The organism is Bacteroides sp. 90-K9/2, assembly GCF_047310725.1.
Taxonomy (GTDB): Bacteria; Bacteroidota; Bacteroidia; order Bacteroidales; family Bacteroidaceae; genus Bacteroides; species Bacteroides vicugnae.
Map to the genome: position 1 here is coordinate 1 of NZ_JBCGVL010000008.1, position 26,770 is coordinate 26,770.

The following is a 26,770-nucleotide window of genomic DNA, read 5'->3' on the forward strand; positions in this document are numbered from 1 at the left end:
GGTACAATCACAGATGTAGATGGTAATTTTAATTTGTCGAACGTACCAAGTTCTGCAAAGACTTTGCAGATTTCGTACATTGGTATGCAGACTCAAGAAGTAGCTATCAAATCTAATTTAAAGGTAGTACTTAGGTCTGATGCCCAGCAAATTGATGAAGTTGTTGTTACAGCAATGGGTATTAAACGCTCCGAAAAAGCATTAGGGTATGCTGCGACTTCTGTGGGAGGTGACAAAATTGCGGAGAGTCGTACTTCCGATGTTATGTCAAGTTTAGCAGGTAAAATTGCGGGGGTTCAGATTTCCAGTACTTCATCAGATCCTGGTTCTTCAAATTCTGTAATTATTCGTGGTGTTAGTTCACTATCGGGTACAAATCAACCATTATATGTAGTGGATGGTGTACCATTGAATAACTCTACAGTATATTCTACAGATGGTTTGAACAGCGGATATGATTTTGGTAATGGAGCAAACGCTATTAATCCGGATGATGTGGCAAACATGACAATTCTAAAAGGTGCGGCAGCAACTGCTTTATATGGTAGTCGTGCTGCAAATGGTGTAGTCATGATCACAACGAAAAGTGGACGAAAGAATAAAGGTGTTGGTATTGAGTACAATGGCGGTGTACAATGGTCTACAATTTTACGTTTACCGGAATTTCAGAATGAATTTGGTATGGGATGGAACGGTAACCATACGGAGTTGGAAAATGGTTCTTGGGGACCTCGTTTTGATGGTTCAATGCAATTATGGGGAAATGTGTATAATAACTCGCAAAAGTTGAAGCCTTATGTAGCAATGCCTGACAACATTAAAGACTTTTTTGATGCCGGGTTCAGGTATAGCAATAGCCTTTCATTTAATGGAGCAACAGACAAAAGTGATTATTATGTTTCTTTCTCTCAAATTAGCGACGATGGTATGATTCCAACAGACGCTGACAGTTATGACAAATATACCTTTTCCGCACGTGGCAGCCATAAGGTAGGCGCATTAACATTTTCTTCTTCATTAAACTATGCCTATCAGAAAAATAAGTTTGCTACTACGGGGCAAGGGCTCTCTATGCTGAACTCCCTCTATCAATCACCACGCGATGTCAGTATTATAGGGCTGGAAGACCAGAATGATCCGTTTAACACTCCGGGCTATTATTATACTCCTTATGGCGTGATGAATCCATATTATATTCTGGAAAATTATTTGAACGAATATGAATCTGAAAGATTTTATGGCAAATTCCAATTAGATTATGAATTCTTGAAATATTTCAAATTCACATATCGTATGGGATTGGATACTACAACCGGCCAGAGCGATAAAGGAAAACCTAATTTATATGCTCTTTATTACGAAGGAACACCCAACGGAGAAGGACAAGGTTCCAGTAGTCCATTCTCTGGTGAGACAGGACAATATACAGAACAGATAACCCGGCGTCGTGAAATTAATCAAGATATTATGGTTAATTTCAATATGCCGATCAGTGATTTTAATATCAATGCGTTAGTCGGATTCAATGGAAATGAGCGTAAAGTCTCTTACCAATATTCGGAGGTAAACGATTTGACTATCCCGACATGGTTTAACTTGAAGAATTCTGGTAAAACTCCAATTGTTGAACAACATTTGGAACTTAGACGTCTGATGGGTGTGTTCGGACAGTTTGAAGGTTCTTGGAAAAACATGCTGTATCTGACAGTTACAGCTCGTAACGACTGGTCTTCTACTCTTCCGAAAGGGAACCGCAGTTTCTTCTATCCGGGTTTTACCGGCAGTTTCATTTTCAGCGAATTATTAAATAGTGATTTAAGCAATATCATTTCTTTTGGTAAAATACGTGCCAGCTGGGGTAAAACCGGTAATGATGCTGATGTGTATATGGTTAATCCTGTATATGCACAATCTTCAAATAGAATACCTTTTGGATACCTCACCTTCCCGTTAGGAGGTGTCAATGCTTATTCGGCAGGTAACATTTTAGGTAGTAATACACTAAGTCCGGAAATGACGACAGAGGCTGAAATCGGTTTAAATATGGCTTTCTTCAAAAATCGCTTGTCTTTCGATGTTTCTTATTATAATCGTAATACTGACAAACAGATTTTTTCTTTAGCCATGGATCCGGCTTCAGGCTATACAGCGCAAAACATGAACTTAGGTAAGATACGAAATCGTGGTATAGAATTGTTAATTAGTGGAACTCCGATCAGAACTAAAGATTTTAGTTGGGAACTAACATGGAACTTTACAAAGAACTGGAGTAAAGTAATCAGTTTGCCTGAAGAACTGGGTGGTATTACAAATATTTATGGATTAAATGGGGGAACTAGTATGTACGCTATTACAGGAATGCCTGTCGGAGTATTCAAAGCGCAAGTAGCTGAACGCGACCCTCAAGGACGAGTTGTTGTCAACTCTTCAACAGGTCTACCTGTTGAAGCTGGTGAGTTCGGAATCTGTGGAGATATGAATAATAAATATCAAATGGGCGTTTCTACAACATTGAGATACAAAGGTTTAAGCTTGGGTATTGACTTTGATATCCGTCAGGGTGGAGTCATGTATTCACGTACCAAAGATATTAATTATTTTACAGGTAATGCAATCCAGACTACTTATAACGATCGAAATCCTTTTATTGTGCCAAACTCTGTAAATAAGATTGTAAATGGAGATCAAATTACTTACGTAGAAAATACAACGCCCATTACCAGTTCTAATATTTATAAATACTGGGGCGACGGAGGTTCCGATCTGGGAAGTTGCTTCCTTGTAGATAAATCGTATGTAAAACTTCGCTCTGTAGTATTAGGTTGGGATTTGCCAAAAAGATGGCTGGCCAAAACACCTTTTCAGGCAGTGAAAGTTTCCGCATATGGTAATAACTTATTCATCTGGACCCCATCCAGCAATACATTTATTGATCCCGAAATGACTTCATTTGGCAATGATCTTGAAGGTAACTATGGAGAATACACAGCTAATCCTAGCTCACGCCGTTTCGGTTTCAACTTAATGGTTAAATTTTAAACAGGAATAAATATGAAGAAAATATTATTATATGCATCATTGGCAACAACGGCATTATTTACAAGTTGCGACTTGGATATCAACAACGACCCGAACTATCCGATGAACGATCAGGTAACAGCCGACTTGATATTCCCTTCCATTAGTGCTTCTATCGCTTCGGCAGTAGGAGGAGAAATTTATAATTATGCAGGCTTTTTCGCCCAATACTATGAACAAAAGCCGGAAGCGAACCAATACAATACTTTATGTGAGTACACTTTTACAGAATCATCACAGCAAATGGACTATTCATATAGAATCTTGTTTGCAGGTGCTTTAGAAGATGCCAAACAGGTTTTGGAAAAGACGACCAATCCGGCAGACCGTTTTGCCACCACTATCTTGAGAGCGTACGCTTTTCAAATAATGGTAGACAATACAAGCGACTCGCCTTATTCTGAAGCCTTGCAAGGGAATGCCAATGCAACACCCAAATGGGATAATGGCGAAACTGTATATAGAGGCGTATTGGATGAAATGGATGCAGCAGAGTCAGCCTTGGATGGAAGTGGTATGGACGTACCGGATTTGGTGTTCAATAAGGATCTTGCTCAATGGAAAGGATTTGCCAATGCTCTCCGTCTTCGTATGTATCTACGTTTCATTGATGCCAATATAGACGTTGCCTCTTACACAGAGAAAGTGAAAAATCTGGTACAAAACAATGAATTCTTTACCGGAGATGTTAAATTAGACTGCTTTGTAGATGAAACAGACAAACGTAATCCATGGTATAATACAAATGCAGTAGGATTGACGGGTAATCATTGCGCTGCATATCCGCTGATTTCTTATTTGAATAGTACAGGAGACCCACGTATTGCCTATGGTATTAACAAAACGGATGCAGATGGAAAATATGTCGGACAACTTCCTGGAGGAAAAACACATATGCAAAGCATATTGGGTACTGATAATTGGAAAAATAAAAATGTAAGTGCTATTGATTATTCCATCGGTCCAACAAAACCTGTTTACTTTTTTACTCAGGCTGAATTACAATTCTTAATAGCAGAAGTTTATATTCGCTTTCTGAATGATGACGCAAATGCGAAAAGTGCATATGAAGCAGGGGTAACTGCTGATTTTGCTGTTCGCGGATTTACAGGACAAGAGAACACTATCTTAGAGGGAGCATGTGCATGGTCTACAGCTTCCACATCAGTTGAAAAACTGAATTTGATTTATATGCAGAAATGGGTTTCTCTTTTCTATATGGACCACATGGAAGCATGGAGTGAGATCCGACGCACAGATTGTCCGCAACTATCTTCTTATTCGGCAGCACAGATACAAGCTAATGAATCGATATACACTCCGGGAGATTTAGTTGCACCATGGACCAATGGGCTGGAAGCAGGCGGGCTGATGAAACGGATGACTTATCCGTTAAGTGCACGTCAACAGAATGCAAATACTCCTGCAGGAGTACCGGGAAGTACTCCTATCTGGTGGGATATCAAATAAAAAATAACTTAGCAAGTTTTACATATGAAAAAAATAGCATATAGCATATTGATATGTTTGTCGTTTGTCTTCGGGTCTTGCGACAAATCAACGGATGATACCTCCAAGGTTACCTACTTCGTAACGTTAGAAAGACTGGGTGACACAAAGATTGTTTTAGAAAAAGGGCAACCTTATGTAGAGCCTGGATACTACGCAGAAATGAATGGGGAAGATATCACATCATCCGTAGAGATAAAAGGAAATGTTGATGTAAATACCCCGGGTATTTATAACTTAGTGTATGCGGCATATAATGAAGATGGTTTTGCCAAAACCTTTACGAGAACAGTATATGTAGCAGATAACACTCCTTCTCCACTACAGTCCGGGATTTATACTTTGGCTGAAGGAAGCAAACGGACAGTTCCTTCAGTTGTGGCTTTTAGTGGATATGAGATTGTAATATTTCAAATAGAACCGGGAATATTTTATATCACGGATTTCTTGGGAGGCTGGTATGATCAGCGTACAGGCTACGGACCAGATTATGCAATGGTTGGAAAATTTGAATTAAATGAAGACAATACCATTACTCCTATAGAAAGTTATGTTGCAGGCTGGGGAGACTCTATGGATCAAATGACTAATACATCGTTGGATCCTGCAACAGGAACTTTGAGATGGAGCATCGATTATGCCGGTCAATTATCTTTTGATATTATAGTAAAAAAATAAAAATATGATTATGAAGAAATATATGATATTGCTTTTGGCTTCACTGGCTTTTACAGTTGTGGCATGTGATGACGACACAGAACCAGGTGGTACTGCTATTGAAAAAATGGCTGGTGACTGGTGGGTTACAGTGAATGCAATAATTGATGGAGAAGAAGTAGAAGACCCATATGGTGCCGGACATATACAAATGAGTACTTATAATACCGCTAGCAACAGTAATACTGAAATGTGGTTGGATGATTTAAATAATTTTTGGGAGTATAAATTGAAAGTGAATGTGAACTATGCCGAGCGGACTTTCTCAACTCCTGATTTTGTGAACAATGTTATTTATGAATCTAAAGTAAAGATCAGTGATGGGAAAGTATTAGAGAATGCAGCGACAACTCCTAGTGGTATGCCTGCTGATAGTATTGTATACATGGTACAGTTTGATGACGATGAAAATGGATTAACTTATAAAGTTTCCGGATTCCGTCGTACTGGATTTCCTGCTGACGATTTCTAATTAGAAAACCGTACAATCATATAAAAGGCTACTTCGAATTTCGGAGTGGCCTTTTATATCTCATAATCATTAAATATATAAGGAGAAAAAGTTTTGCAATATTTACAAGAGGTTTATCTCCACTAGAATAAAAAGAGCAAACTACATTTTTATTGAGAGGTTTACTAATATCTGACTAATTATATACAAATGAAGATGCCTGAAAACAGCAAGATACTACTTACCCTATATAAATATTTTTAGTTAAACTATTATTTACCTGATTATTAACTCATTGTGTGTTATTTGGGTAGAGAAATAGTATCACATATGCAAAATGAACTGTTCGCGTTTTTTCTTGTAATCAGCTGTTAATTAAATATCTAGTTCATTATTAATCAAATAATACTTTTTTTTTCACGTGTTTGCGTGAATGATAACTGTTTAGCATTCAATATATTACAAAATTATTAGTTCTGCAAAGACTTTGCAGATTTCGTATATCGGAATGCAAACACAAGAAGTGGCTATTAAACCTAAACTGAAAATCGTCTTAAAATCCGATACAGAGGTGCTTGATGAGGTGATTGTTACAGCTTACGGTACTTCTACCAAAGGTACTTTTACCGGATCTGCTTCCGTGATGAAAGCTGATAAGATTGAAAAGCGTCAGGTTTCCAATGTATCTAATGCGTTGGCTGGTGCAGTAGCCGGTGTACAGATTTTGAGTGATAATGGTCAGCCAGGAGAGTCTGCAAAAGTTCGTATCCGTGGTGTTGGTTCAATCAATGCAGGTATGGAACCTTTATATGTAGTGGATGGAGTTCCCTATGACGGAGAATTGTCTTCTATAAACTCTGCTGATATTGAAACGATGACAGTATTAAAAGATGCTGCTTCTACTGCATTGTACGGCGCTCGTGGTGCCAATGGTATCATTATGATTACTACTAAAAAAGGTACTTCCGGTAAAGCTCGCATTAATTTCGATGCAAAATGGGGTGTTAACTCACGGGCAATTAAGACATATGATGTAATGACTAGCCCGAAAAATTATATTGAAACTGCCTATCAGTCAATTTATAATTCTCAGATAAGTTTGGGATACTCTCCTGAAGACGCTAATATCAGGGCGAATAAGATTCTTCCGTCTGGAGCTTCCGGTGGTTTGGGATATCAAGTATATACAACGGCTCCGGGTGAGTTATTGGTTGGCTCTAATGGTAAACTGAATCCGAATGCTACTTTAGGTTATTCTGACGGTCAATATTACTATACTCCGGATAACTGGGCAGATGAAACTTTCCAGAATAATCTTCGTCAGGAATATAATTTGAGTGCAGCCGGTGGTAGCGACAAAGGAACTTATTATTTCGCTTTCGGATATCTGGACGACCAGGGAGTCATATCCGGTTCAGGTTTTAAACGTCTTAATGGTCGTTTTAAAGGAGACTATAAGCTGTATAGCTGGTTGAAAATTGGAGCTAATGTTAGCTATGTCAATACAGAGAGCCGTTACCCGGGAGATCAGGATGCAAATGCTACCGCTTCTTCAGGAAATGCCTTTTACATAGCAAACAATATGGCACCTATCTATCCTTTGTATGTTCGCGGTGCTGATAAGCAGATCATGTTGAACAATGGGCGTAAGGTGTATGACTATGGAGACGGACAGAGTACCAACTTTTCTCGTTCTTTTATGTCAATCGCAAATCCTTCCGGTGACTTGATTTATAATAAAAGAGAATATTTGAGTGATGTAATAAACGCTAACTGGTTTGCAGAGATAACTCCTATCACAGGTTTGACAATATCTGCACGCTACGGTTTGAATATCGACAATACCCGTCAAAATGAAATGGGTAATGCATATATGGGACAGTCTGCTTCTTATGGTGGTACTGCTTATCAGGCTGCTATTCGTACTTATGGATTTGACCAGCAGTATGTTGCAAATTATCAGTTTGCACTTAAAGATGTGCATCACTTCGATGTAACAGCCGGTTATGATGGTTATTCCTATGAATATACACTGTTGGAAGGTAGTGGTCAGAATCTGTACAATCCGGAAAGCTTCTATTTGGGTAATGTGATTGATAAATTCACGATAGGTGGTAAAAAAGACTTGTACTCAACAAAAGGTTTCTTTGGCCGTGTGAACTATTCATATAATGATACCTATTTTGGAAATGTTTCTTATCGTCGTGATGCTTCTTCCCGTTTTGCTCCGGAGAACCGTTGGGGTAACTTCTGGTCTGCAAGTGTGGCATGGATGTTGACTCGTGAAAGCTTCATGGAAGATATTACATGGGTGAATATGTTGAAACTGAAAGCCTCTTTCGGTCAGCAGGGTAATGATGATATTCTTTACCCGGGCGTTCTTTTGGAAAAGAACTACTATCCTTGGTTGGATCAATATAAGATGACTGGTGCTAATGGTACATTTGCTGATGGTACATTATTATATAAAGGTAACCCGGATATTACTTGGGAAACTTCTACTTCATATAATATCGGTGCCGATTTTGGTCTGTTCAACAATAAGTTGAATGGTAGTATTGAATACTTTGGTCGCAAATCAAAAGATATGCTTTACAATAGACCGACAGCCGGTAGCTTGGGATATACAGCAGTTCCGATGAATGTTGGTTCTATGACAAACTCTGGTGTTGAAATTGATTTGAATTATCAGATCATGGCCAATAAGAAATTTAATTGGAGTGTGAACCTGAATGCAACATTCGTTAAGAATAAGATTAATAAACTGCATCCTGACTTGAACGGAAAACTGATTGATAGTGACCGTATCTATGAAGAGGGAGAATCTATGTATCGTATGTATCTGGTTGATTACGCAGGCGTGGATGAAAAAACCGGAGAAGCCTTGTACTGGGCAAAGGATGATAATGGCAATGCAATTAAAACACCGGAATATTCAACAGCTGAAAATTATAAAGTAGCTACTGATGATATGATGCCTACTGTCTACGGTGGTTTGGGAACAACACTTGAAGCTTACGGATTCGACGCTTCTATTCAGTTGTCTTATCAGTTGGGCGGTAAAATCTATGATACCGGTTACAGACGTCTGATGCACGGAGGTGCTTCAAGCAGCGCAGGATGGAACTGGCACAAAGACATATACAATGCCTGGACACCGGAAAATCCGACTTCCAATATTCCTCGTCTGAATGCAAATGATAAGTATACAAACTCTGCATCCACTCGTTGGTTGACAAGCTCTGACTATTTGAGTATCAACAATATTACTGTAGGATATACTTTGCCGCAACAACTGGTGAAGAAAGTCATGCTTGACAAAGTACGTGTATATTTCACGGCTGATAATGTTGCTTTGATCTCTGCACGCAAAGGTCTTGACCCGCGTCAGAGCTATATTTCGGCTACAACAGCACTTTATACTCCTATTCGTACGATTTCGGGAGGTATTAGTCTTACATTTTAATTGAACTACAAATCAAGAACTTAATATGAAAACAAAATATATTTTTGCTTCTCTTTTATTATCTTCTTTTGCTTTCACAGGTTGCGAAGACATGGATACATTGCCGGAAGGTAATGTCGTAACTTCGAATCAGAAAGATGAGATTGGGAAGATAGACCCTACCAAGGTAGAGGCACGCGTTAATGCAATTTTTGCACAATTTAGTCTGATGACACCGAATAAAGGTGCGTTACAGCTTGAACGTCATAATGACTTTGGTTATCCTAGTGTCATGTTGTTTACAGATGTAAATGGCAATGATGTTGTAAGTGACGATAACGGATACAACTGGATGACAGGTGAACTTGATTATACTGACCGTTCGCAGACATCACTCGAATGTCAGATCGTATGGAATGATATGTATGCCATTATTTATGCGGCCAATAATGTAGCCAAGGAGATTGATGCTGCTACATCGGATGCGACGGAACAATACTTTTTATCACAAGGATTAGGAGCACGTGCTTTTTCATATTGGGTATTGGCACAACTTTTCCAATTCAACTATAAGGGTAACGAAAGTAAACCTTGCGTACCGTTGATTACTGATAAAAATATGGAAGCTGCTGCTGATAACGGTTGTCCTCGCTCTACTGTTCAAGATGTATATACACAGATTACAACAGACTTGACTACTGCTGTAGATTTGCTTAAAAAAGCAGAGAGTGCAGGCGAAGAAAGAAAGGACAAACGCTATATCAGCCTTGCCGTTGCTTACGGATTACAGGCTCGTGTTTACTTGTCTATGCATGAATATGCACAGGCAGCCATTGCTGCAGGTAATGCAATAGAAGCAGCTGCCAATGAGGGCATTAGTCCGGCTGGAATGACGGATGTTAATAAGCCTACGTTCTGGACTGTTAGTGAAAAGAACTGGATGTGGGGAATCATTGTCAATGAAACGGATGAAATTGTATCTTCCGGTATTGTAAACTGGCCGTCTCACATGGGATCTTTAAATTTCGGTTATGCTAATTTCTCCGGTGGACTTCAGATTAACAAAGATTTATATGAACAGATACCAAATACTGATGTTAGAAAAGGCTGGTGGTTAGGTGGAGACTTAAGATCTGCTAATTTATCTGCATCGCAGCAGGCAATGGTAACTGCTTACGGTTATAAGGCTTATACTCAAGTGAAGTTTGCTCCTTATAATAATGTTCTTGAGACTTCTATTAATGCGAATGATATTCCTTTAATGCGTGTTGAAGAGATGTATCTTATTAAGGCGGAAGCAGAAGCGATGTCCGGACAAGATGGCAAGAAGACTTTGACCGATTTTGTTACGAAATATCGTAATGAAAAATATGTAGTTAACAACTCTGATATTCAGGAGGAAGTATTTTTGCAACGTCGTATTGAACTTTGGGGGGAAGGTCTGAACTGGTTCGATTTGATGCGTTTGAATAAGGGGGTTGACCGCCGTAAAGGAGGATTCCCGAACGATAATATGATATTTAATATTGCACCGACTGATCCGATTTTGTTGTGGCCTATTCCTCAAGCTGAAATTCAGGCAAACCAGGCTTTGTCAGCAGCCGATCAGAATCCAACATCAACGACTCCGAAACCTGTAGAGGATAAGTAATAATTCTATTAATAATTTGAATCATATGAAACTAAATAAGTTCTTATTATATTTATTAATCGTTCCGGCTTTGTCTCTTGTAAGCTGTAGCGACTATGAAGATACTGAAGTGACGAGCCCGCAGGCTGATGAAAATGCTTTGGGTGCAAACTTTACTGCTGCTACGACTTCAATTGTAGTACACCCGGATGAGGATACATATCAACTGACGTTGAATCGCGTGAATACGAAAGAAGCGGTATCTGTTCCTGTAACTGTAAAATCCTGCTCGGAAATAGATGGAGTGAAATTTACAGCAGTTCCGACTGAGTTTTTATTTGCAAAAGGTGAATCTAAAGCAACTGTGGAATTGAAACTTAGCGATAAATGCAAATTTCAAGAAGTTTATAAGTTGACACTATCACTGGGAGAAGGAAAAGATCATCCTTATGCATCCGGAACTTCTTCAACGGTTGTATCTGTGTCTAAGGACTATGCTTGGGTAAAGATAGATCAGCCTGTTGTGTTGGAAGCTGGCTGGTATGATGGTGGAATTTTAGCACCTCTTGAGTTTGCTTCCGACTATGAAGATGAGGATGGAAATCAATTATTCAGAATCAAAGCTCTTTATTCTGCTGCCGGAACGGCATCTACAGCTACAGGGCATTTACAGTTCCTGTTGGATGAGAATTATGATGTCGCAGGTATGTTATCTGTAGGTGATGCTTATAATCCGGAGAAGATTAACACCGGTGTAGTGGATAAGACTACAAAAGCACCTTATTACATGAATGTGAAATCTGCAGAGAAAACAAGCAAAGGCGCATATGTCTTTACTTATGATGTCTTCTATTATGAGAATGATGTTGTGAAAAATGAAGTGGAAGGTGTAACGGCAACTCTCGATTATGATATAGCGGGTGTAATGGAGGAATAATATAGGATATTTTAAATCCTGAATGATACGAAAAAGAGGACAATAAAACATTGTCCTCTTTTTTTTTGTTATATTTGCGCCCACATTATTATATATAATAAAAGTAAAGAATGAAAGAATTTGTAATATCCGAAGCCAAAGTAGAAACAGCAGTGCTTGTAGGACTCATCACACAAACGCAGGATGAGCGTAAGACAAACGAGTATCTGGATGAACTGGCTTTCCTTGCCGAGACGGCTGGGGCGGAAGTTGTGAAACGATTTACGCAGAAGTTACCGACGGCTAACTCTGTGACTTATGTCGGAAAGGGAAAGTTGGAGGAAATCAGACAATATATCCATGACGAAGAGGAAGCAGAACGTGAAGTAGGAATGGTCATCTTTGATGACGAACTTTCTGCGAAACAGATTCGTAATATTGAAGCTGAACTGAAAGTGAAGATACTGGACCGTACTTCACTGATTCTTGATATATTTGCCATGCGTGCACAGACTGCCAATGCGAAGACACAGGTAGAACTGGCACAGTATAAATATATGTTGCCACGTTTGCAGCGACTCTGGACTCACTTGGAACGCCAGGGAGGTGGTTCCGGTGCCGGTGGTGGTAAAGGTTCCGTGGGACTTCGTGGTCCGGGTGAAACACAGCTCGAGATGGACCGCCGTATCATCCTGAACCGTATGTCATTGCTGAAAGAACGTCTGGCAGACATTGACAAACAGAAAGCTACCCAGCGTAAGAACCGCGGACGTATGATACGTGTTGCACTGGTTGGTTATACCAATGTGGGAAAATCAACCATGATGAACCTTCTCGCAAAGAGCGAAGTGTTTGCAGAAAACAAGCTGTTCGCAACGTTGGATACCACTGTACGCAAAGTGATTATCGATAATCTACCGTTCCTGTTGTCGGATACGGTAGGGTTTATTCGTAAGTTGCCTACCGATCTGGTAGAATCTTTCAAATCAACGCTGGATGAGGTGCGTGAAGCGGATCTGCTTGTACACGTAGTCGATATTTCCCACCCCGGATTTGAGGAACAGATTGAAGTGGTGAACAAAACACTGGCAGAGATTGGTGGCAGTGGCAAACCTATGATACTTGTATTTAACAAAATAGACGCTTACACCTACGTGGAGAAAGCGCCGGACGACCTTACCCCCCGAACAAAGGAAAACTTAACACTCGAAGAACTGATGAAGACGTGGATGGCAAAGATGGAGGACAACTGCCTCTTTATTTCCGCCCGCGAACGAATCAATATAGACGAACTGAAAAATGTAGTTTATCAGCGAGTGAAAGAATTACACGTTCAGAAATATCCCTATAACGATTTTCTTTATCAGACCTACGAAGAAGAGGAATAATTAATCAATATGCTTATGTACTGATGTGCCAACTGGCTGCGTGTACTGCATCGGAATTGGCGCATTGGCATATGGGCACATTAACACATTATTAAAAATGAAAGACTATCGTAGATTGACTGAAGATGAGGTACTTCAGTTGAAGAGTCAGTCGTGTCTGGCTGATGATTGGGGAAATGTATCAGTGGCAGAGGGGTTTAATTGTGAGTACGTCCATCATACCCGTTTCTCGGGTGAAGTGAAACTGGGAGTATTCGAAGCAGAATTTACATTGCCGGGGGGAATCAAGAAACATTCGGGATTACGTCATGTGACGTTGCATAATGTATCGGTGGGCGATAACTGTTGTATTGAGAATATCCAGAACTATATTGCTAATTACGAAATTGGCAGTGATACCTTCATTGAGAATGTAGATATTATCTTAGTGGATGGGTTGAGCACTTTCGGTAATGGGGTGGAAGTGGCAGTCTTGAATGAAACGGGAGGTCGTGAAGTGTTGATGAACGACAAACTGTCGGCACATCAGGCATATATACTTGCACTGTACCGCCATCGTCCCGAACTGATTAACCGCATGAAATCTATTGCGGATTATTATTCCAACAAACATGCTTCTGCTGTCGGCAGTATTGGCAATCATGTGATGATTCTCAATACGGGCTCGATCAAGAATGTCCGGATTGGAGATTACTGCCATATCTGTGGAACTTGCCGCTTATCCAATGGCAGCATCAACAGTAACGTGACGGCACCTGTTCATATCGGACACGGTGTAATCTGTGATGACTTCATTATCTCTTCCGGCTCTAAAGTGGATGACGGCACGATGCTGACTCGTTGCTTCGTCGGTCAGTCCTGCAAGCTGGGACACAATTATTCTGCTTCCGATTCTTTGTTTTTCAGTAATTGTCAGGGAGAGAACGGTGAGGCATGTGCTATTTTTGCAGGTCCTTTTACAGTGACACACCATAAATCTACTTTATTGATTGCCGGTATGTTCTCGTTTATGAATGCGGGTTCGGGGTCCAATCAGAGTAATCACATGTATAAGTTAGGGCCTATCCATCAGGGAACGATGGAAAGAGGAGCGAAAACCACTTCCGATTCATATATCCTGTGGCCGGCACGTGTTGGGGCCTTCTCTTTGGTAATGGGACGTCATGTTAATCATGCCGATACTTCCAATCTTCCTTTCTCTTACCTGATAGAGCAGCGGAATACCACTTATCTGGTTCCGGGAGTTAACTTAAGAAGTGTAGGTACCATTCGTGATGCACAGAAATGGCCGAAGCGTGATAATCGAAAGGATCCGAACCGGCTGGATTATATCAATTATAATCTGTTGAGTCCTTATACCATTCAGAAAATGTTTAAAGGACGTTCCATTTTGAAAGAATTGAAACGTGTGTCCGGTGAAACTTCAGAGATTTACTCCTACCAGAGTGCTAAAATCAAGAACTCCTCTCTGAACAATGGAATTCGTTTTTATGAAATCGCAATTCACAAGTTCTTGGGAAACTCCATCATTAAGCGGTTGGAAGGCATCAACTTCCAGAGCAATGAAGAAATCCGTCAACGACTGAAACCTGATACGGAAATCGGAATTGGGGAGTGGGTGGATGTTTCCGGACTGATTGCTCCCAAGAGTGAGATCGACCGATTGCTGGATGGGATAGAGAAGGGAACGGTCAATCGTTTGAAATCCATCAATGCAAGCTTTGCAGAAATGCATGAGAACTATTATACCTATGAATGGACATGGGCTTATCATAAGATTCAGGAATTCTACGGTCTGGATCCGGAAACGATTACAGCACAAGATATCATCGGTATCGTGAAAGCATGGCAGCAAGCTGTTGTCGGATTGGATAAGATGGTATATGAGGATGCCAAGAAAGAATTCTCGTTGTCTTCCATGACCGGATTTGGTGCTGACGGCTCCCACGACGAAATGAAGCAGGATTTTGAGCAAGTACGCGGTGATTTCGAAAGCAATACTTTTGTGACTGCCGTCTTGAAACATATTGAAGATAAAACAGCTCTTGGAAACGAACTTATTAGACGTATCGAAAGCATACAAGAATAAAATAAGCAAATGATAAACGGGAGAGTTCCTCCGTTAATTATGTTTTAATCTTTAATTTTTAATCTTTAATTTTTAATTTATATACTACCTTTGCCACACTAACTAACAATTACGTAATAAAATAAGAAACTTATGGCAACACCTCCGTTTAAGTATCAGCCCATGTTTGAGAAGGGAAAAGATACAACTGAGTATTATCTGCTTACAAAAGACTATGTATCAGTAAGCGAGTTTGAAGGAAATCCCATCCTGAAAATTGAGAAAGAAGGTTTGACTGTGATGGCTAATGCAGCTTTTCGTGATGTGTCATTCATGCTTCGTCGTTCACACAACGAACAAGTTGCTAAGATTCTGAGTGATCCGGAAGCAAGTGAAAACGATAAGTATGTGGCACTGACTTTCCTGCGCAATGCGGAAGTTGCTTCAAAAGGTGTACTTCCTTTCTGTCAGGACACTGGTACTGCTATTATCCACGGTGAAAAAGGACAACAGGTATGGACTGGATATTCTGACGAAGAGGCTCTTTCGCTGGGTGTATATAAAACATATACTGAAGAGAACCTGCGTTACTCACAGAATGCGCCTCTGAATATGTACGATGAGGTAAATACCAAATGTAACCTCCCCGCACAGATTGACATCGAAGCTACCGAAGGCATGGAGTATGAGTTCCTTTGCGTAACAAAAGGCGGTGGATCTGCCAACAAGACATATTTGTATCAGGAAACAAAAGCAATCCTGAATCCCGGTACACTGGTTCCGTTCCTGGTTGAAAAGATGAAAACATTGGGAACAGCCGCTTGTCCTCCTTATCATATCGCTTTCGTTATCGGAGGTACTTCTGCTGAAAAGAACCTGTTGACAGTGAAGCTGGCTTCTACTCATTTCTATGACAATCTGCCGACTACCGGAAACGAATATGGCCGTGCATTCCGCGACATCGAACTGGAAAAAGAAGTTTTGGCAGAAGCTCATAAAATTGGATTGGGCGCGCAATTCGGAGGTAAATATCTTGCTCATGACGTACGTATCATCCGTTTGCCTCGTCACGGTGCTTCTTGTCCGGTAGGTTTGGGAGTATCTTGCTCTGCCGACCGTAACATCAAATGTAAAATCAATAAGGAAGGTATCTGGATTGAGAAACTGGATTCAAATCCGGGTGAGCTTATTCCTGTAGAACTGCGTCAGGCAGGTGAAGGTGATGTGGTAAAGATCGACCTGAACCGTCCGATGTCGGAAATCCTGAAAGAACTGACTAAATATCCGGTAGCTACCCGTCTGTCATTGAACGGAACGATCATCGTAGGTCGTGACATTGCTCATGCTAAACTGAAAGAACGTTTGGATCGCGGCGAAGACTTGCCACAGTATATTAAGGATCATCCTATTTATTATGCAGGTCCGGCAAAAACTCCGGAAGGTATGGCTTGTGGTTCTATGGGTCCTACTACAGCAGGACGTATGGACTCTTATGTCGAACTGTTCCAAAGTCATGGCGGTAGCATGGTAATGTTGGCAAAAGGTAACCGTAGCCAGCAAGTGACAGATGCTTGTAAGAAATATGGTGGTTTCTACCTTGGTTCTATCGGAGGTCCGGCAGCTATCCTTGCACAGAACAACATCAAGAGCATCGAGTGTGTGGAATATCCGGAATTGGGTATGGAAGCTATCTGGAAGATTGAAGTGGAAAACTTCCCTGCATTTATTCTGGTAGATGATAAGGGTAACGACTTCTTCAAACAGTTGAAACCGTGGAATTGTACTAAATAATCGGTTTAACTCCGTTTATATAAGACTTTGAGAAGACGGTGTAAAAGCCTTTAATTAAAAAATCCCCTCATTACAATCGTGTAATAAGGGGATTTCTCATTTTAAGGACTTTCCGGATATTCGCTTTGGTAGGGTAAATATCAGTCTTTGATTATTTATTCTGTTCTTTCTTCCATTTCTCGTATCTTTTCAGCACCTTACTTCCATCTTTGTTATACCAACTATAACCATTCCGGCGTTCGTGTCCGATTTCCGAGATATCATATTTTTTTATACCGTCACGATCACAGAAGAAGGGCCGGTTAGTTTCCAGTTCATAAAAGCGTGCCCAGAGAGTGGGGCAGTCTTCACAAGGAACCATACGATAGTCTTTTTTCCCTTCGCTGTTAGTGAAATATTCTTTCTGTAGCCCTTTGATTTCAGACTTCTGGAACCATTTGATGGCTCCTTCTATCGATTTTACAACTTCTGTAGATGGATTGGGGAGTGACATAAGTAGTAATACAATGTTGTCTGACTCCTGCCCGCTTAATGACGGAAGTTCGTAAGCACGTGCTTTGCATGGTTCCAGAGTGACACGGTCGTGCTGCGCACACCATACTGCCAATTCTCCGTTTTGGCGCACTTGTGTTTTGAGTATACACTCTATGCCTTTATCAAAAGCTTTGCGTGCCTGTTTGCAGATATCTTCAGGCAGGAAAGTGTAAGGAGTCTTCTTTTCGTATATTTCCCGAAGCTGATTCATCACTCTTACCATGGCGTTGTCATTGTAGGTGATTTGTATGTAATAACCTTTGGGGCGTGGATAGAATTGAGGCCATCCACCATTTTCATATTGCGCTTTGAGCAGATATTGGATGCCGTTCAGAACTCCTTCTTTATATTTTTCTTTTTGAGTAGCCAGATAAAGCCGTGCCAGATATTCGATTTCCGTAGTGGTGGCGTTGTTGTCGATTGTGCTTTGGTTGGTATCCTCTTTGGCCTTTAATGCTGCCTTATATTCCTGTTCTGTCAGTTCTGCCGGCATATAGATATTCTTGGGCCAGCCTCCGGTGGTTTGCTGATACAGTAACACGTTGTCACCAATGCGTAGAGCTTCTTCCGTCTTGAAGAAATCGTCGTCAAATTTGGGAGCGATGTGTACCCATTCTTTGTAATTTTGCTGTTTTCTGTAATCTGCTGCTTTTTGGGCTGAGATGTTTGTCAGGATAAAAAGTAGGAATAAGAAAAGACTTGGTTTTCTCATGGCTTTGTTATTTAATGTTTGGAAACTACTTCCTTATTCCAGAAACTTCGTAATTTTTCCACTGATCTGTAACAGGGATATTTCGCAGAGCTTCGTATTGTATTCGGCGGAGAGGATGCGTTCTTCTGCATCTAACAAACTCTTTTGTGCTTCGCGTACTTCAAAACCGGAGAGATCTCCCTGTATATAACGATCCATGGCAATATCGTGGTTGTCCTTGGCAGTTATCAGATTCTGTCGTTCCAGATTCAGCAACTGAAGGTTGTTGCGATAGGCTTGCCATAGATTGCTGAGATCGGAACGGAGTGCTAGCTCCAGATCCTGCCGTTCCAGACGACGATTCTTGAAAGCCAGACTTGCATTTCTCTTTTCCCTCCGTCGGTTTCCGTCGAATATGTTGAAGCCGACAGTTATTCCGGCATTAAAGCCCAGATCACCTCTTCTGCTGTTTGCATTGATGTCATACTTGTTGAACGTATATCCATATCCGGTATTTAATTTGAGATACGGATAGTTGCGCGAGTTTATTTTCTTGTAGTCCAATTGGGCAAGTACCGTATTCTGATCCGCCTTTAGCAAAGAAGCATTGGTTGCCAATGTAGAATTCCATAAATCATCAAATTGCAAGTCGCTGTGTACGTCGATGGTGGAATCTTTGATAATAATGTTTTGGTTTACATTGTTGTTGGCCATCAGCTCGTTCAACTGGATTCGTGAAGAATGCAGCAATTCCTGTTGTTTGATATATTGGGCACTGTCTGCATTGAAGTCCACCTTCGCCTGCTGATAATCCAGCCCTGAAAACTTTCCGACCAGATGGCTGGCCTCTGCTATACGCAAGCGTTCTTTGGAAAGTGACATTGCATAATGAAAGTTTTTCAGACGGATCTTCTGCTGGATAAAATTATAATATTCCGAAGTCAGGGCTGCAATAAAGTCCTCAATGGCAATACGGGTATTTGTTTCGCCTTGACGCTCCAGTTCTTTCAGCTGTTTGTATGTAGTACTAATATTAAACCCGTCGAAAATAGTCCAGTTGAGGTTAAGACCGACGTTAACCGTCTGATCGTAGACGCCGTTGTTTTTTGTTATCTCTCCGGTAGCACGCGCTTTTGTTTCAATATTGTCCAGATTTCCGGTGTATCCTGCAGAAAAGTCCAATGTAGGCAGATATCCGGCATTCCCTAGCGTTGCATTATTCTTGCTGATCTGCTCTTCATTATGTACGATACGTAGAGAATAATTGTTTTGTAATCCCTCCTCCAGGCAATCTTTCAGGGTGCGTATCTGTTGTGCCTTAGCAAAAGAGACTGATAAGAAAGCACAGGCAATGGTAATATAGATGATGTGTTTCATGCAGATTCCTTTCTGTTTCATTCTTGTAATTTTTTGATTCGGTTAGTTGAAATGTAACTGTAAATAGCCGGTACAATATACATCGTGAGCAGAGTGGAGACCACCATACCACCCACAACTGCCGTACCCATGGCAATACGTTGGTTACAACCTTCTCCGGTGGCAAACGCCAGCGGGATAAGTCCCAAGACCGTAGAAGCACTAGTCATCAGAATCGGACGTAGGCGTTGCAGGGCGGCATCTTTAATAGCGTTTATTTTGTCCTCTCCGGCTTCCTGTTTCTGATTGGCAAATTCCACAATAAGAATACCATTCTTTGCCACTAGGCCGATCAGCATGATAATACCGATCTGGCTGAAAATATTCATTGTAATATTGTTGAAATACATGAATACCAAGGCTCCGGCAATAGCCAACGGCACTGTCAACATAATAATCAACGGATCTTTGAAACTTTCAAACTGGGCGGCCAGAATCAGGTAGATCAGAAGGATTGCCAAAATGAAAGCAAACATCAGACTGGAAGAACTTTCGCGATATTCCTTGGAGTCTCCTGCCAGAGCAGTACGGAAGGTATCATCCAGTGTCTCTTTGGCAATCTTGTCCATTTCGTCGAGACCTTGTCCGATTGTTTTGCCATCCGCCAAACCTGCGGAAATGGTAGCAGACACAAACCGGTTGTAGCGATATAACTTTGGAGGAGCAATTCCGCTCTCCAGTTCAATCAAGTTATCCAGCTGAATCATATCCCCATTATTGCTACGTACATAAATAGCTTTCAGGTCGGCAGGCTTGTTACGTTGCTGGCGATTGATTTCCCCCAGAATTTCATATTGTTTCCCGTTCATATAGAAATATCCCATACGCTGACCGCTCAATCCGTATTGCAATGTCTGAGCAATATTTTTAGTGCTTACCCCCATGATGCTGGACTTGTCACGGTTGATTTGTATACGGGCTTCCGGCTTGCTGAATTTCAAGTCGACGTCCGCCATTTGGAAAACAGGATTTTCGTATACCTTAGCCATAAATTTAGGCAGCACTTCTTCTAATTTTTCCAGATTGGTGGCTTGAAGTACGTATTGGACGGGCATACTTCCACGGCGTCCGCCGAAAGAAGATTGCTGCTGCACGAATGAACGTGCCATCGTTTTCTTCTGTACCGCTTTCGAGATATTCTCGGCAACTTCCATCTGTGTGTAGTTACGGTCTTGCATATCCTTCAATGTGATGCGTACATTTCCGCTACCACTGGATACACGGGCGGTAACAGCTTCCGCATCGGGAAGGATAGAGTCTACCAGTTGATTAATATCCTCCGTGTAATCCCGGATATATTCGTAAGTGACACCTTCTGCCCCCCGGGTGTTAATACTGATTTGCGAACGGTCCTCAAGTGGAGCCATTTCTGCGGGAATGGCATTCCATAGAAAACCGATCAGGCAAATGGTGATGAAGGTAAATGGAAGAGCAATCCAGCGTTTGCTGAGGAAAGCGGCAAGTGACCGGCTGTACAGCCGGTTCATTCCTTCGAAGAATGGCTCGGTCTTCGCATAAAACCAACTTTGCTTTTCCCTCTTTATAAGCAATTTCGTTGCCAGCATCGGAGTGAAAGTCAATGCCGCAAATGAAGATATGATGACTGAACCCGAAATAACGATACTGAATTCCCGGAACAATCGTCCTGTCATTCCATCCATAAAGACGATAGGGAAGAATACGGCAACCAGCGTGATAGTCGTTGAGATGACGGCAAAGAAGATTTCTTTAGCTCCTTCTATTCCCGCTTCTTTGGGAGCCATTCCCTTTTCAATACGGATATAAATATTTTCTGTCATAACGATGGCGTCGTCCACCACCAACCCCACCGACAGTACGATGGCGAGCATGGAAAGTACATTAATGGAGAATCCTGCCAGATACATAACAAAGAATGCTCCGATCAGAGAGACAGGGATTACGATACAAGGCACTAATGTGACGCGCCAGTCACGCAGGAAGAGGAAGATAATGATGATTACGAGTACAAAAGCTTCATATACAGTCGATTTAACCTCATTGATAGATGCGCGGATAAACTTGGTGTTGTCAAAACCATAATTATAGTGCACATCTTCCGGCAAATCTTTTTTCATCTGCTCCATGCGTTGATATACAGCATCCGCGATTTCAATATGGTTGGCACCCGGCTGTGGAATGACTACGACACCTACCATAGGAACTCCGTTCATTTTCATATAACTTTTGATATCGGCGGGTCCCAGTTCTGCACGTCCGATATCACTGAAACGTACAATACGGTTATCCTCTTCTTTGATAATCAAATCATTGAATTCATCTGCAGTATGCATCAATCCCAGTGTGCGGATAGTCAGTTCGGTGGTATTTCCTTCGATACTACCGGAAGGAAGTTCCACGTTTTCATTGTCCACGGCATTTTTAACATCGATAGGAGTAATACCATATCCTGCCATCTTTACCGGGTCGAGCCAAAGGCGCATGGAGTAACGTTTTTCTCCCCAGATAGATACACTACTAACGTCGGCAATCGTCTGTAATTGTTCCTTTACAGTCAAATCTGCGATTTCGCTCAATTCCAATAACGTGCGCTTGTCACTTTGAAGAGCAACCATCAGGATGGGCATGGCGTCAGCGTCCGCTTTTGAAACGGTCGGAGGGTCACAGTCGCGGGGCAGATAACGCTGGGCACGTGAAACCTTGTCACGTACGTCATTGGCCGCCGTTTCCAGATCGACGGACAATTCAAATTCTACCGTGATGCGGCTTTGTCCCTGCTGACTCACACTAGACAAAGAACGGATACCGGGAATACCGTTGATATTCTGTTCCAACGGTTCGGTTATTTGATTCTCGATAACATCGGCATTAGCTCCCGGATAAGAGCAGCTGACAGAAATGATCGGATTATCCACCGACGGATACTCACGGACACCCAGATAATTGTATCCGATGAATCCGAAAAGGAGGATGATGATCGTTAATACTGTGGCTAATACCGGGCGACGTATACTTAATTCGGATATATTCATAAGGTGCTGGTATTATTAATCAATGTTGTCAAGAGTAACGGCAAGTCCGGTACGTAGTTGCAGTGTTCCTGAAGTAATGATGGTATCTCCCATGTGTAATCCTCTGATCACCTGCACTTCAGATGCGGTGCGGATGCCGGTAATAATATCCACCGGTTCGGCTTTTCCTGATTTATACAGATAGACCTTGTCTTTACCCATTTCCGGTACAATTGCTTCTGTGGGAATGGCAATTGCGTTAGGTATTTCATCCTTTTTCAACAGCACGCTTGCGTAACGGCCGGGAAGCAGGATGTGATTGACATTCGGGTATAATGCACGGGCGGTAAACTGATGCAGGTTCGGGTCAATAGCTGATTCCACAGCATACACTTGTGCGCCGAAAGCATCCAAGTTTCCTTCAACGCTGAAGTTCAGGTTAGTCCCCTTCTTGATTTGCTTGGCATAACGTTCCGGTACGGAGAATTCCACTTTCAATGGAGCGATTTTAGTCAGTTTGGCAACAACAGTGGTCGGAGAGGCATAAGTACCGACACTGACTTGGCGAAGTCCGATCACTCCGTCGAACGGAGCACGAAGTTCGGTTAACTCGATATTGGTTTTGATGATCTCTATATCTGCGTTCAGGGTTGCCAAATCCGTTTTCACCTGTTCGTAAGCTTCTTTACTGACGGCATCCCGTTTCAACAGAGCGTCTTGGCGGAATACACGGTCTTCTGCCAGTTTTAATTGTGAAACGAGACGTTGTAATTGTGCCTGCAACTGCCGGTCGTTTACTTTGGCAAGCAACTGCCCTTTCTTTACGGCCGTTCCTTCTTCGAAGTTGATTTCCACAATTTTTCCCGAAGTTTCGAAAGACAAATCCACTTCCTCATCGGGTAGAAGTACGCCGGTAGTGGTAAACTCGTCTGTCAGGGATTGTGGCTTTATGACTTTAGCATTTACATTTAGAACTTGTTTTCCTTTTTTCTGATTGCCGCCCATCACTTTGTCGGCAGCTGCTAGTTCGTCGTTTTTTTTCGGTAATTGTGAATAGATTCCTCCACCGATAATTCCGGCACCAACAAGAATAATGATGCCCCATTTAGTTTTTTTATTCATGGTTTAGTATTGTATATAGCAGTTATGATACATCTTTAGAGATTAGACTTCCCCCGTCGGGAAAGGTTTAAAGAAAGAAAGGGTAAAAAAGAGTTAATCAGTAAGCAGCCCGATATTTGCCTTCCTCTTTATCCTCCAGCATATTTAAATAAGAGGTATAGCGCGATTCGCTGATAAGGTGTTCTTCTACGGCCTTGCGTACGGCACATCCGGGTTCATGACGGTGAGTGCAGTTGCCATATTTGCAGTCGGCGGAAGTCTTGAATATTTCGGGAAAATAATGCCCGATTTCCTCTTCTTCCATATCGAATGTGCCGAACCCCTTGATGCCCGGAGTGTCGATAATGTAGCCATTTCCCTCCACGGGGAACATTTCGGAGAAAGTAGTGGTGTGCATACCTTTGTTATGGTAAGAAGAAATCTCGCCGGTCTTGGCTTCTATGCCCGGCAGTATGGAATTGATAAGAGTCGATTTGCCGACTCCCGAATGTCCGGAGAATAAAGTGATCTTGCCTTCCAATGCCTTTTTTATTTCGTCCACCCCATTACCGTTTTTTGCAGAAACCTTGAAACAAGGGTAACCGATCTGTGTATATAGGTTGATAAGTGCGTCCAGATAGCGGAGTTCATCCTCGTCGTAAGCATCTACCTTGTTGAATACGAGTTTGACGGGAACGCGATAAGCTTCTGCGGATGCAAGAAAGCGGTCAATGAAAATAGTGGAAGTTTCGGGGTAGTTGACGGTTGCTACCAACATACACTGGTCGAGATTGGCGGCAAGGATGTGGGATTGTTTGGAAAGATTGGAAGAACGGCGGATGATATAGTTTTTCCTGTCTTCGATCTCGCTGATAAAAGCAGTTCCTTCCTGATTAAGTATAATCTGAACACGATCGCCCACTGCGACAGGATTGGTGCTGCGAATCCCTTTCAGTCGGAAATTACCCTTGATTTTACATTCGATAGATTGTCCGTCATCGGTTTTCACCTGATACCAACTACCCGTGTTTTTGATTACTAATCCCTTCATAAATTGAGGTTGAGAATTGAGAATTAAAAAATGAGAATGAACTGTGACATGTAGTATGCCGCACTTTATTTCTCAATTTTTAATTCTCAATTTTCAATTTAAACAGTCATAATTTCTTTATCCTTTTCAGCCAGCATATCATCGATTTGCTTGATATACTTATCATGGATTTTTTGCAGTTTGGCTTCCGCATTCTTCTGTTCGTCTTCTGCCAGTCCGTCTTTTACAGCTTTCTTCAGTGCGTCGATACCGTCACGACGAGCGTTACGTACACTTACTTTAGCTGTTTCACCTTCTCCCTTACACTGTTTTGCCAGTTGTTTACGACGTTCTTCCGTCAAAGGAGGAATACCGATACGGATCATTTCACCATTGTTTTCGGGCATGATACCGAGGTCAGAGTCGATGATTGCTTTTTCGATAACACGGAACATGCTTTTATCCCACGGCTTGATTACGATACTGCGGGCGTCCGGAGTAGTAATTGCTGCTACATTGCTGATAGGCACCATACTTCCGTAAGAATCTACGCGGATACCATCTAATAAGCGGGCACTCGCTTTTCCAGCGCGGATATGTGCCAGTGCTTCTTCCAGATACATGATGGCCATGTCCATTTTTTCTTGTGCATTGTCAAGGCAAGTCTTTACGTCTACCATATTTTTTGAGATTTAAAATTGCATTTTGATTGATTAAGTAGCAAAAGTATATTATTTTTTGTTCATCTGCAACAGCATTCCCATCTTTTTTATGAGTGACTTACCGATGATAATCAAGGTAACAGCGGTGATAATCATTAAAATACCTGTCATTAACCGGGGAGTCAGTTTTTCGTGAAACAGGAGAACACCGAAAAATAGAGCTGTCACCGGTTCCAGGGCACCCAGTATGGCTGTTGGAGTAGAGCCTATGTAATGGATGGCGAGTGCGGTACAGATCAGTGATACGGCAGTCGGCAGAATGGCTAGTGTCAGTACGTCGGCCCAGAGCCAGACTGACGGTATTATTTGTAGCTCCGTACAAAAATTTAAACGGACGATATAAACCGATAGTCCGAACAAAATGGCGTAGAATGTAAGCTTGGTGGTCGGCAGGTTTTTCAGTGTCGAACGGTTCACGCCTACTATATATATAGCATAAGAGAGTGAGGACAGCAGAACAAAGATGATTCCCAAAGTCGACAGCGGTTTGTTTCCATCTCCTTGATAGAGCAAGGCGATACCTGAAAGCGCCAGCAGGATGGAAAAGACGGTAATTGCGGAAATCTTTTCTTTGAAGAATATTCCCATAATGACAGCTACCATCACCGGGTAGACGAAGAGAATGGTAGAAGCTATTCCGGCATCCATATAATTATAGCTCATAAACAAAAGCAGTGATGAAAAAGAGAATAGCAATCCCATAATGACTAAGGGCAAAACGTCTGCCTTGTGAAGCGCAAAGGATTGATGCTGCATTTTCATCAGAATACCCAGTACGATTGCGGCGAAGAAATAACGGTAGAATAAAACGGTATCGACACTCATTCCGGCTGCATAGAGCGGAAGTGCAAAAAGAGGATTCATACCGTAGCTGGCAGCGGCAATCGCTCCATAGATAAAACCTTTGGTTTTTGGGGTCATTGTTCTATTTTTTATTGGCGTGCAAAAGTACGCAGTTCACCAATGATAAACAAGTGTTTAGGCGGTTGATAGTATAATTTAATCTTTCGTATGCTAAAAACTATTTCTTAGTAAAGAGGGAACTAATCTTGTTTATGCATAAAATTAATCGTCTGACAGTTGTTGAACTTTCGTCTGACTACTGTTGAACTTTCGTCTGACAACTGTCAGACGAAAAAGAATCAACTGTCAGACGATTAATTTTATTCGATCGGGGGATTAGTTATATGCAGTCCGGGGGATAATTAACAGGTAGTAGCCAGACAGTTTTTTGAATAAATGCTTGCATATATCTTGGATTTTCTCGAATATTGCATCCGAATTATCGAAAAA

17 protein-coding genes are annotated in these 26,770 nt (G+C 41.5%); 10 read left to right on the forward strand and 7 right to left on the reverse strand.

What is annotated here, in order from left to right; all coding sequences use genetic code 11:
* From AAHJ11_RS16940 to AAHJ11_RS16985, 10 genes are all read left to right on the forward strand, one after another.
* Positions 1–3,039, forward strand: a 3,039-nt coding sequence (locus AAHJ11_RS16940; RefSeq protein WP_413579887.1) for a SusC/RagA family TonB-linked outer membrane protein, incomplete at its 5' end; no start/stop codon positions are given.
* Positions 3,040–3,051: 12 nt separating this feature from the next.
* Positions 3,052–4,548: a SusD/RagB family nutrient-binding outer membrane lipoprotein gene (locus AAHJ11_RS16945; RefSeq protein WP_320975324.1), complete on the forward strand. Its 1,497-nt coding sequence runs from the start codon at positions 3,052–3,054 to the stop codon at positions 4,546–4,548.
* 24 nt (positions 4,549–4,572) lie between these two features.
* The gene (locus AAHJ11_RS16950; protein WP_074637983.1) at positions 4,573–5,265 is read left to right on the forward strand and encodes a BT_2262 family domain-containing protein; all 693 of its coding nucleotides are present in this window, start codon (positions 4,573–4,575) and stop codon (positions 5,263–5,265) included.
* Positions 5,266–5,275: 10 nt separating this feature from the next.
* Positions 5,276–5,776, forward strand: a complete 501-nt coding sequence (locus tag AAHJ11_RS16955) for a lipid-binding protein (RefSeq protein ID WP_074638015.1) — start codon at positions 5,276–5,278, stop codon at positions 5,774–5,776.
* A gap of 445 nt (positions 5,777–6,221) precedes the next feature.
* Entirely contained in the window at positions 6,222–9,221 is a 3,000-nt protein-coding gene (locus AAHJ11_RS16960) for a TonB-dependent receptor (RefSeq protein ID WP_320995815.1), read from the forward strand.
* 25 nt (positions 9,222–9,246) lie between these two features.
* Positions 9,247–10,851, forward strand: coding sequence for a RagB/SusD family nutrient uptake outer membrane protein (locus AAHJ11_RS16965; protein WP_074637987.1), 1,605 nt, complete (start codon positions 9,247–9,249; stop codon positions 10,849–10,851).
* Positions 10,852–10,876: 25 nt separating this feature from the next.
* Positions 10,877–11,767, forward strand: a complete 891-nt coding sequence (locus tag AAHJ11_RS16970) for a hypothetical protein (RefSeq protein WP_320975109.1) — start codon at positions 10,877–10,879, stop codon at positions 11,765–11,767.
* A gap of 110 nt (positions 11,768–11,877) precedes the next feature.
* Positions 11,878–13,134 carry a GTPase HflX gene (hflX, locus tag AAHJ11_RS16975; protein WP_074637991.1) on the forward strand — a complete coding sequence of 419 codons (1,257 nt, stop codon included), beginning with the start codon at positions 11,878–11,880 and terminating at the stop codon, positions 13,132–13,134.
* A 97-nt stretch (positions 13,135–13,231) separates the two neighbouring features.
* A complete protein-coding gene (locus AAHJ11_RS16980) occupies positions 13,232–15,223 on the forward strand; it encodes a DUF4954 family protein (protein WP_148365286.1) in 1,992 nt (663 codons plus the stop codon).
* A 132-nt stretch (positions 15,224–15,355) separates the two neighbouring features.
* Positions 15,356–16,993: a fumarate hydratase gene (locus AAHJ11_RS16985; protein ID WP_148365285.1), complete on the forward strand. Its 1,638-nt coding sequence runs from the start codon at positions 15,356–15,358 to the stop codon at positions 16,991–16,993.
* 151 nt (positions 16,994–17,144) lie between these two features.
* On the opposite strand, the gene pelA is transcribed toward AAHJ11_RS16985, so the two are convergent.
* The 7 genes from pelA to AAHJ11_RS17020 form a co-directional block, all read right to left on the reverse strand.
* Positions 17,145–18,239 carry a pectate lyase gene (gene pelA / locus AAHJ11_RS16990; protein ID WP_148365284.1) on the reverse strand — a complete coding sequence of 365 codons (1,095 nt, stop codon included), beginning with the start codon at positions 18,237–18,239 and terminating at the stop codon, positions 17,145–17,147.
* Between the two features lie 33 nt (positions 18,240–18,272).
* Complete coding sequence (locus tag AAHJ11_RS16995; RefSeq protein ID WP_148365283.1) at positions 18,273–19,616, reverse strand: TolC family protein; 1,344 nt, start codon at positions 19,614–19,616, stop codon at positions 18,273–18,275.
* Positions 19,613–22,645, reverse strand: a complete 3,033-nt coding sequence (locus tag AAHJ11_RS17000; protein ID WP_217721287.1) for an efflux RND transporter permease subunit — start codon at positions 22,643–22,645, stop codon at positions 19,613–19,615. Before AAHJ11_RS17000 ends, AAHJ11_RS16995 begins: the two co-directional genes overlap by 4 nt.
* Before the next feature lie 15 nt (positions 22,646–22,660).
* Entirely contained in the window at positions 22,661–23,746 is a 1,086-nt protein-coding gene (locus tag AAHJ11_RS17005; RefSeq protein ID WP_148365281.1) for an efflux RND transporter periplasmic adaptor subunit, read from the reverse strand.
* Between the two features lie 97 nt (positions 23,747–23,843).
* Positions 23,844–24,776 carry a ribosome small subunit-dependent GTPase A gene (gene rsgA, locus AAHJ11_RS17010; protein WP_148365280.1) on the reverse strand — a complete coding sequence of 311 codons (933 nt, stop codon included), beginning with the start codon at positions 24,774–24,776 and terminating at the stop codon, positions 23,844–23,846.
* 98 nt (positions 24,777–24,874) lie between these two features.
* The gene (gene frr, locus AAHJ11_RS17015; RefSeq protein ID WP_004299198.1) at positions 24,875–25,435 is read right to left on the reverse strand and encodes a ribosome recycling factor; all 561 of its coding nucleotides are present in this window, start codon (positions 25,433–25,435) and stop codon (positions 24,875–24,877) included.
* A 51-nt stretch (positions 25,436–25,486) separates the two neighbouring features.
* Complete coding sequence (locus tag AAHJ11_RS17020; protein ID WP_413579892.1) at positions 25,487–26,398, reverse strand: EamA family transporter; 912 nt, start codon at positions 26,396–26,398, stop codon at positions 25,487–25,489.
* Between the last annotated feature and the right edge of the window lie 372 nt (positions 26,399–26,770).

What these genes read in the sequence shown, in the direction of transcription:
- AAHJ11_RS16945 (WP_320975324.1), top strand. Translation starts at nt 3,052, where the DNA reads ATGAAGAAAATATTATTATATGCATCATTGGCAACAACGGCATTATTT.
- AAHJ11_RS16950 (WP_074637983.1), top strand. Translation starts at nt 4,573, where the DNA reads ATGAAAAAAATAGCATATAGCATATTGATATGTTTGTCGTTTGTCTTC.
- AAHJ11_RS16955 (WP_074638015.1), top strand. Translation starts at nt 5,276, where the DNA reads ATGAAGAAATATATGATATTGCTTTTGGCTTCACTGGCTTTTACAGTT.
- AAHJ11_RS16965 (WP_074637987.1), top strand. Translation starts at nt 9,247, where the DNA reads ATGAAAACAAAATATATTTTTGCTTCTCTTTTATTATCTTCTTTTGCT.
- AAHJ11_RS16970 (WP_320975109.1), top strand. Translation starts at nt 10,877, where the DNA reads ATGAAACTAAATAAGTTCTTATTATATTTATTAATCGTTCCGGCTTTG.
- hflX (WP_074637991.1), top strand. Translation starts at nt 11,878, where the DNA reads ATGAAAGAATTTGTAATATCCGAAGCCAAAGTAGAAACAGCAGTGCTT.
- AAHJ11_RS16980 (WP_148365286.1), top strand. Translation starts at nt 13,232, where the DNA reads ATGAAAGACTATCGTAGATTGACTGAAGATGAGGTACTTCAGTTGAAG.
- AAHJ11_RS16985 (WP_148365285.1), top strand. Translation starts at nt 15,356, where the DNA reads ATGGCAACACCTCCGTTTAAGTATCAGCCCATGTTTGAGAAGGGAAAA.
- pelA (WP_148365284.1), bottom strand. Translation starts at nt 18,239, where the DNA reads ATGAGAAAACCAAGTCTTTTCTTATTCCTACTTTTTATCCTGACAAAC.
- AAHJ11_RS16995 (WP_148365283.1), bottom strand. Translation starts at nt 19,616, where the DNA reads ATGAAACAGAAAGGAATCTGCATGAAACACATCATCTATATTACCATT.
- AAHJ11_RS17000 (WP_217721287.1), bottom strand. Translation starts at nt 22,645, where the DNA reads ATGAATATATCCGAATTAAGTATACGTCGCCCGGTATTAGCCACAGTA.
- AAHJ11_RS17005 (WP_148365281.1), bottom strand. Translation starts at nt 23,746, where the DNA reads ATGAATAAAAAAACTAAATGGGGCATCATTATTCTTGTTGGTGCCGGA.
- rsgA (WP_148365280.1), bottom strand. Translation starts at nt 24,776, where the DNA reads ATGAAGGGATTAGTAATCAAAAACACGGGTAGTTGGTATCAGGTGAAA.
- frr (WP_004299198.1), bottom strand. Translation starts at nt 25,435, where the DNA reads ATGGTAGACGTAAAGACTTGCCTTGACAATGCACAAGAAAAAATGGAC.
- AAHJ11_RS17020 (WP_413579892.1), bottom strand. Translation starts at nt 26,398, where the DNA reads ATGACCCCAAAAACCAAAGGTTTTATCTATGGAGCGATTGCCGCTGCC.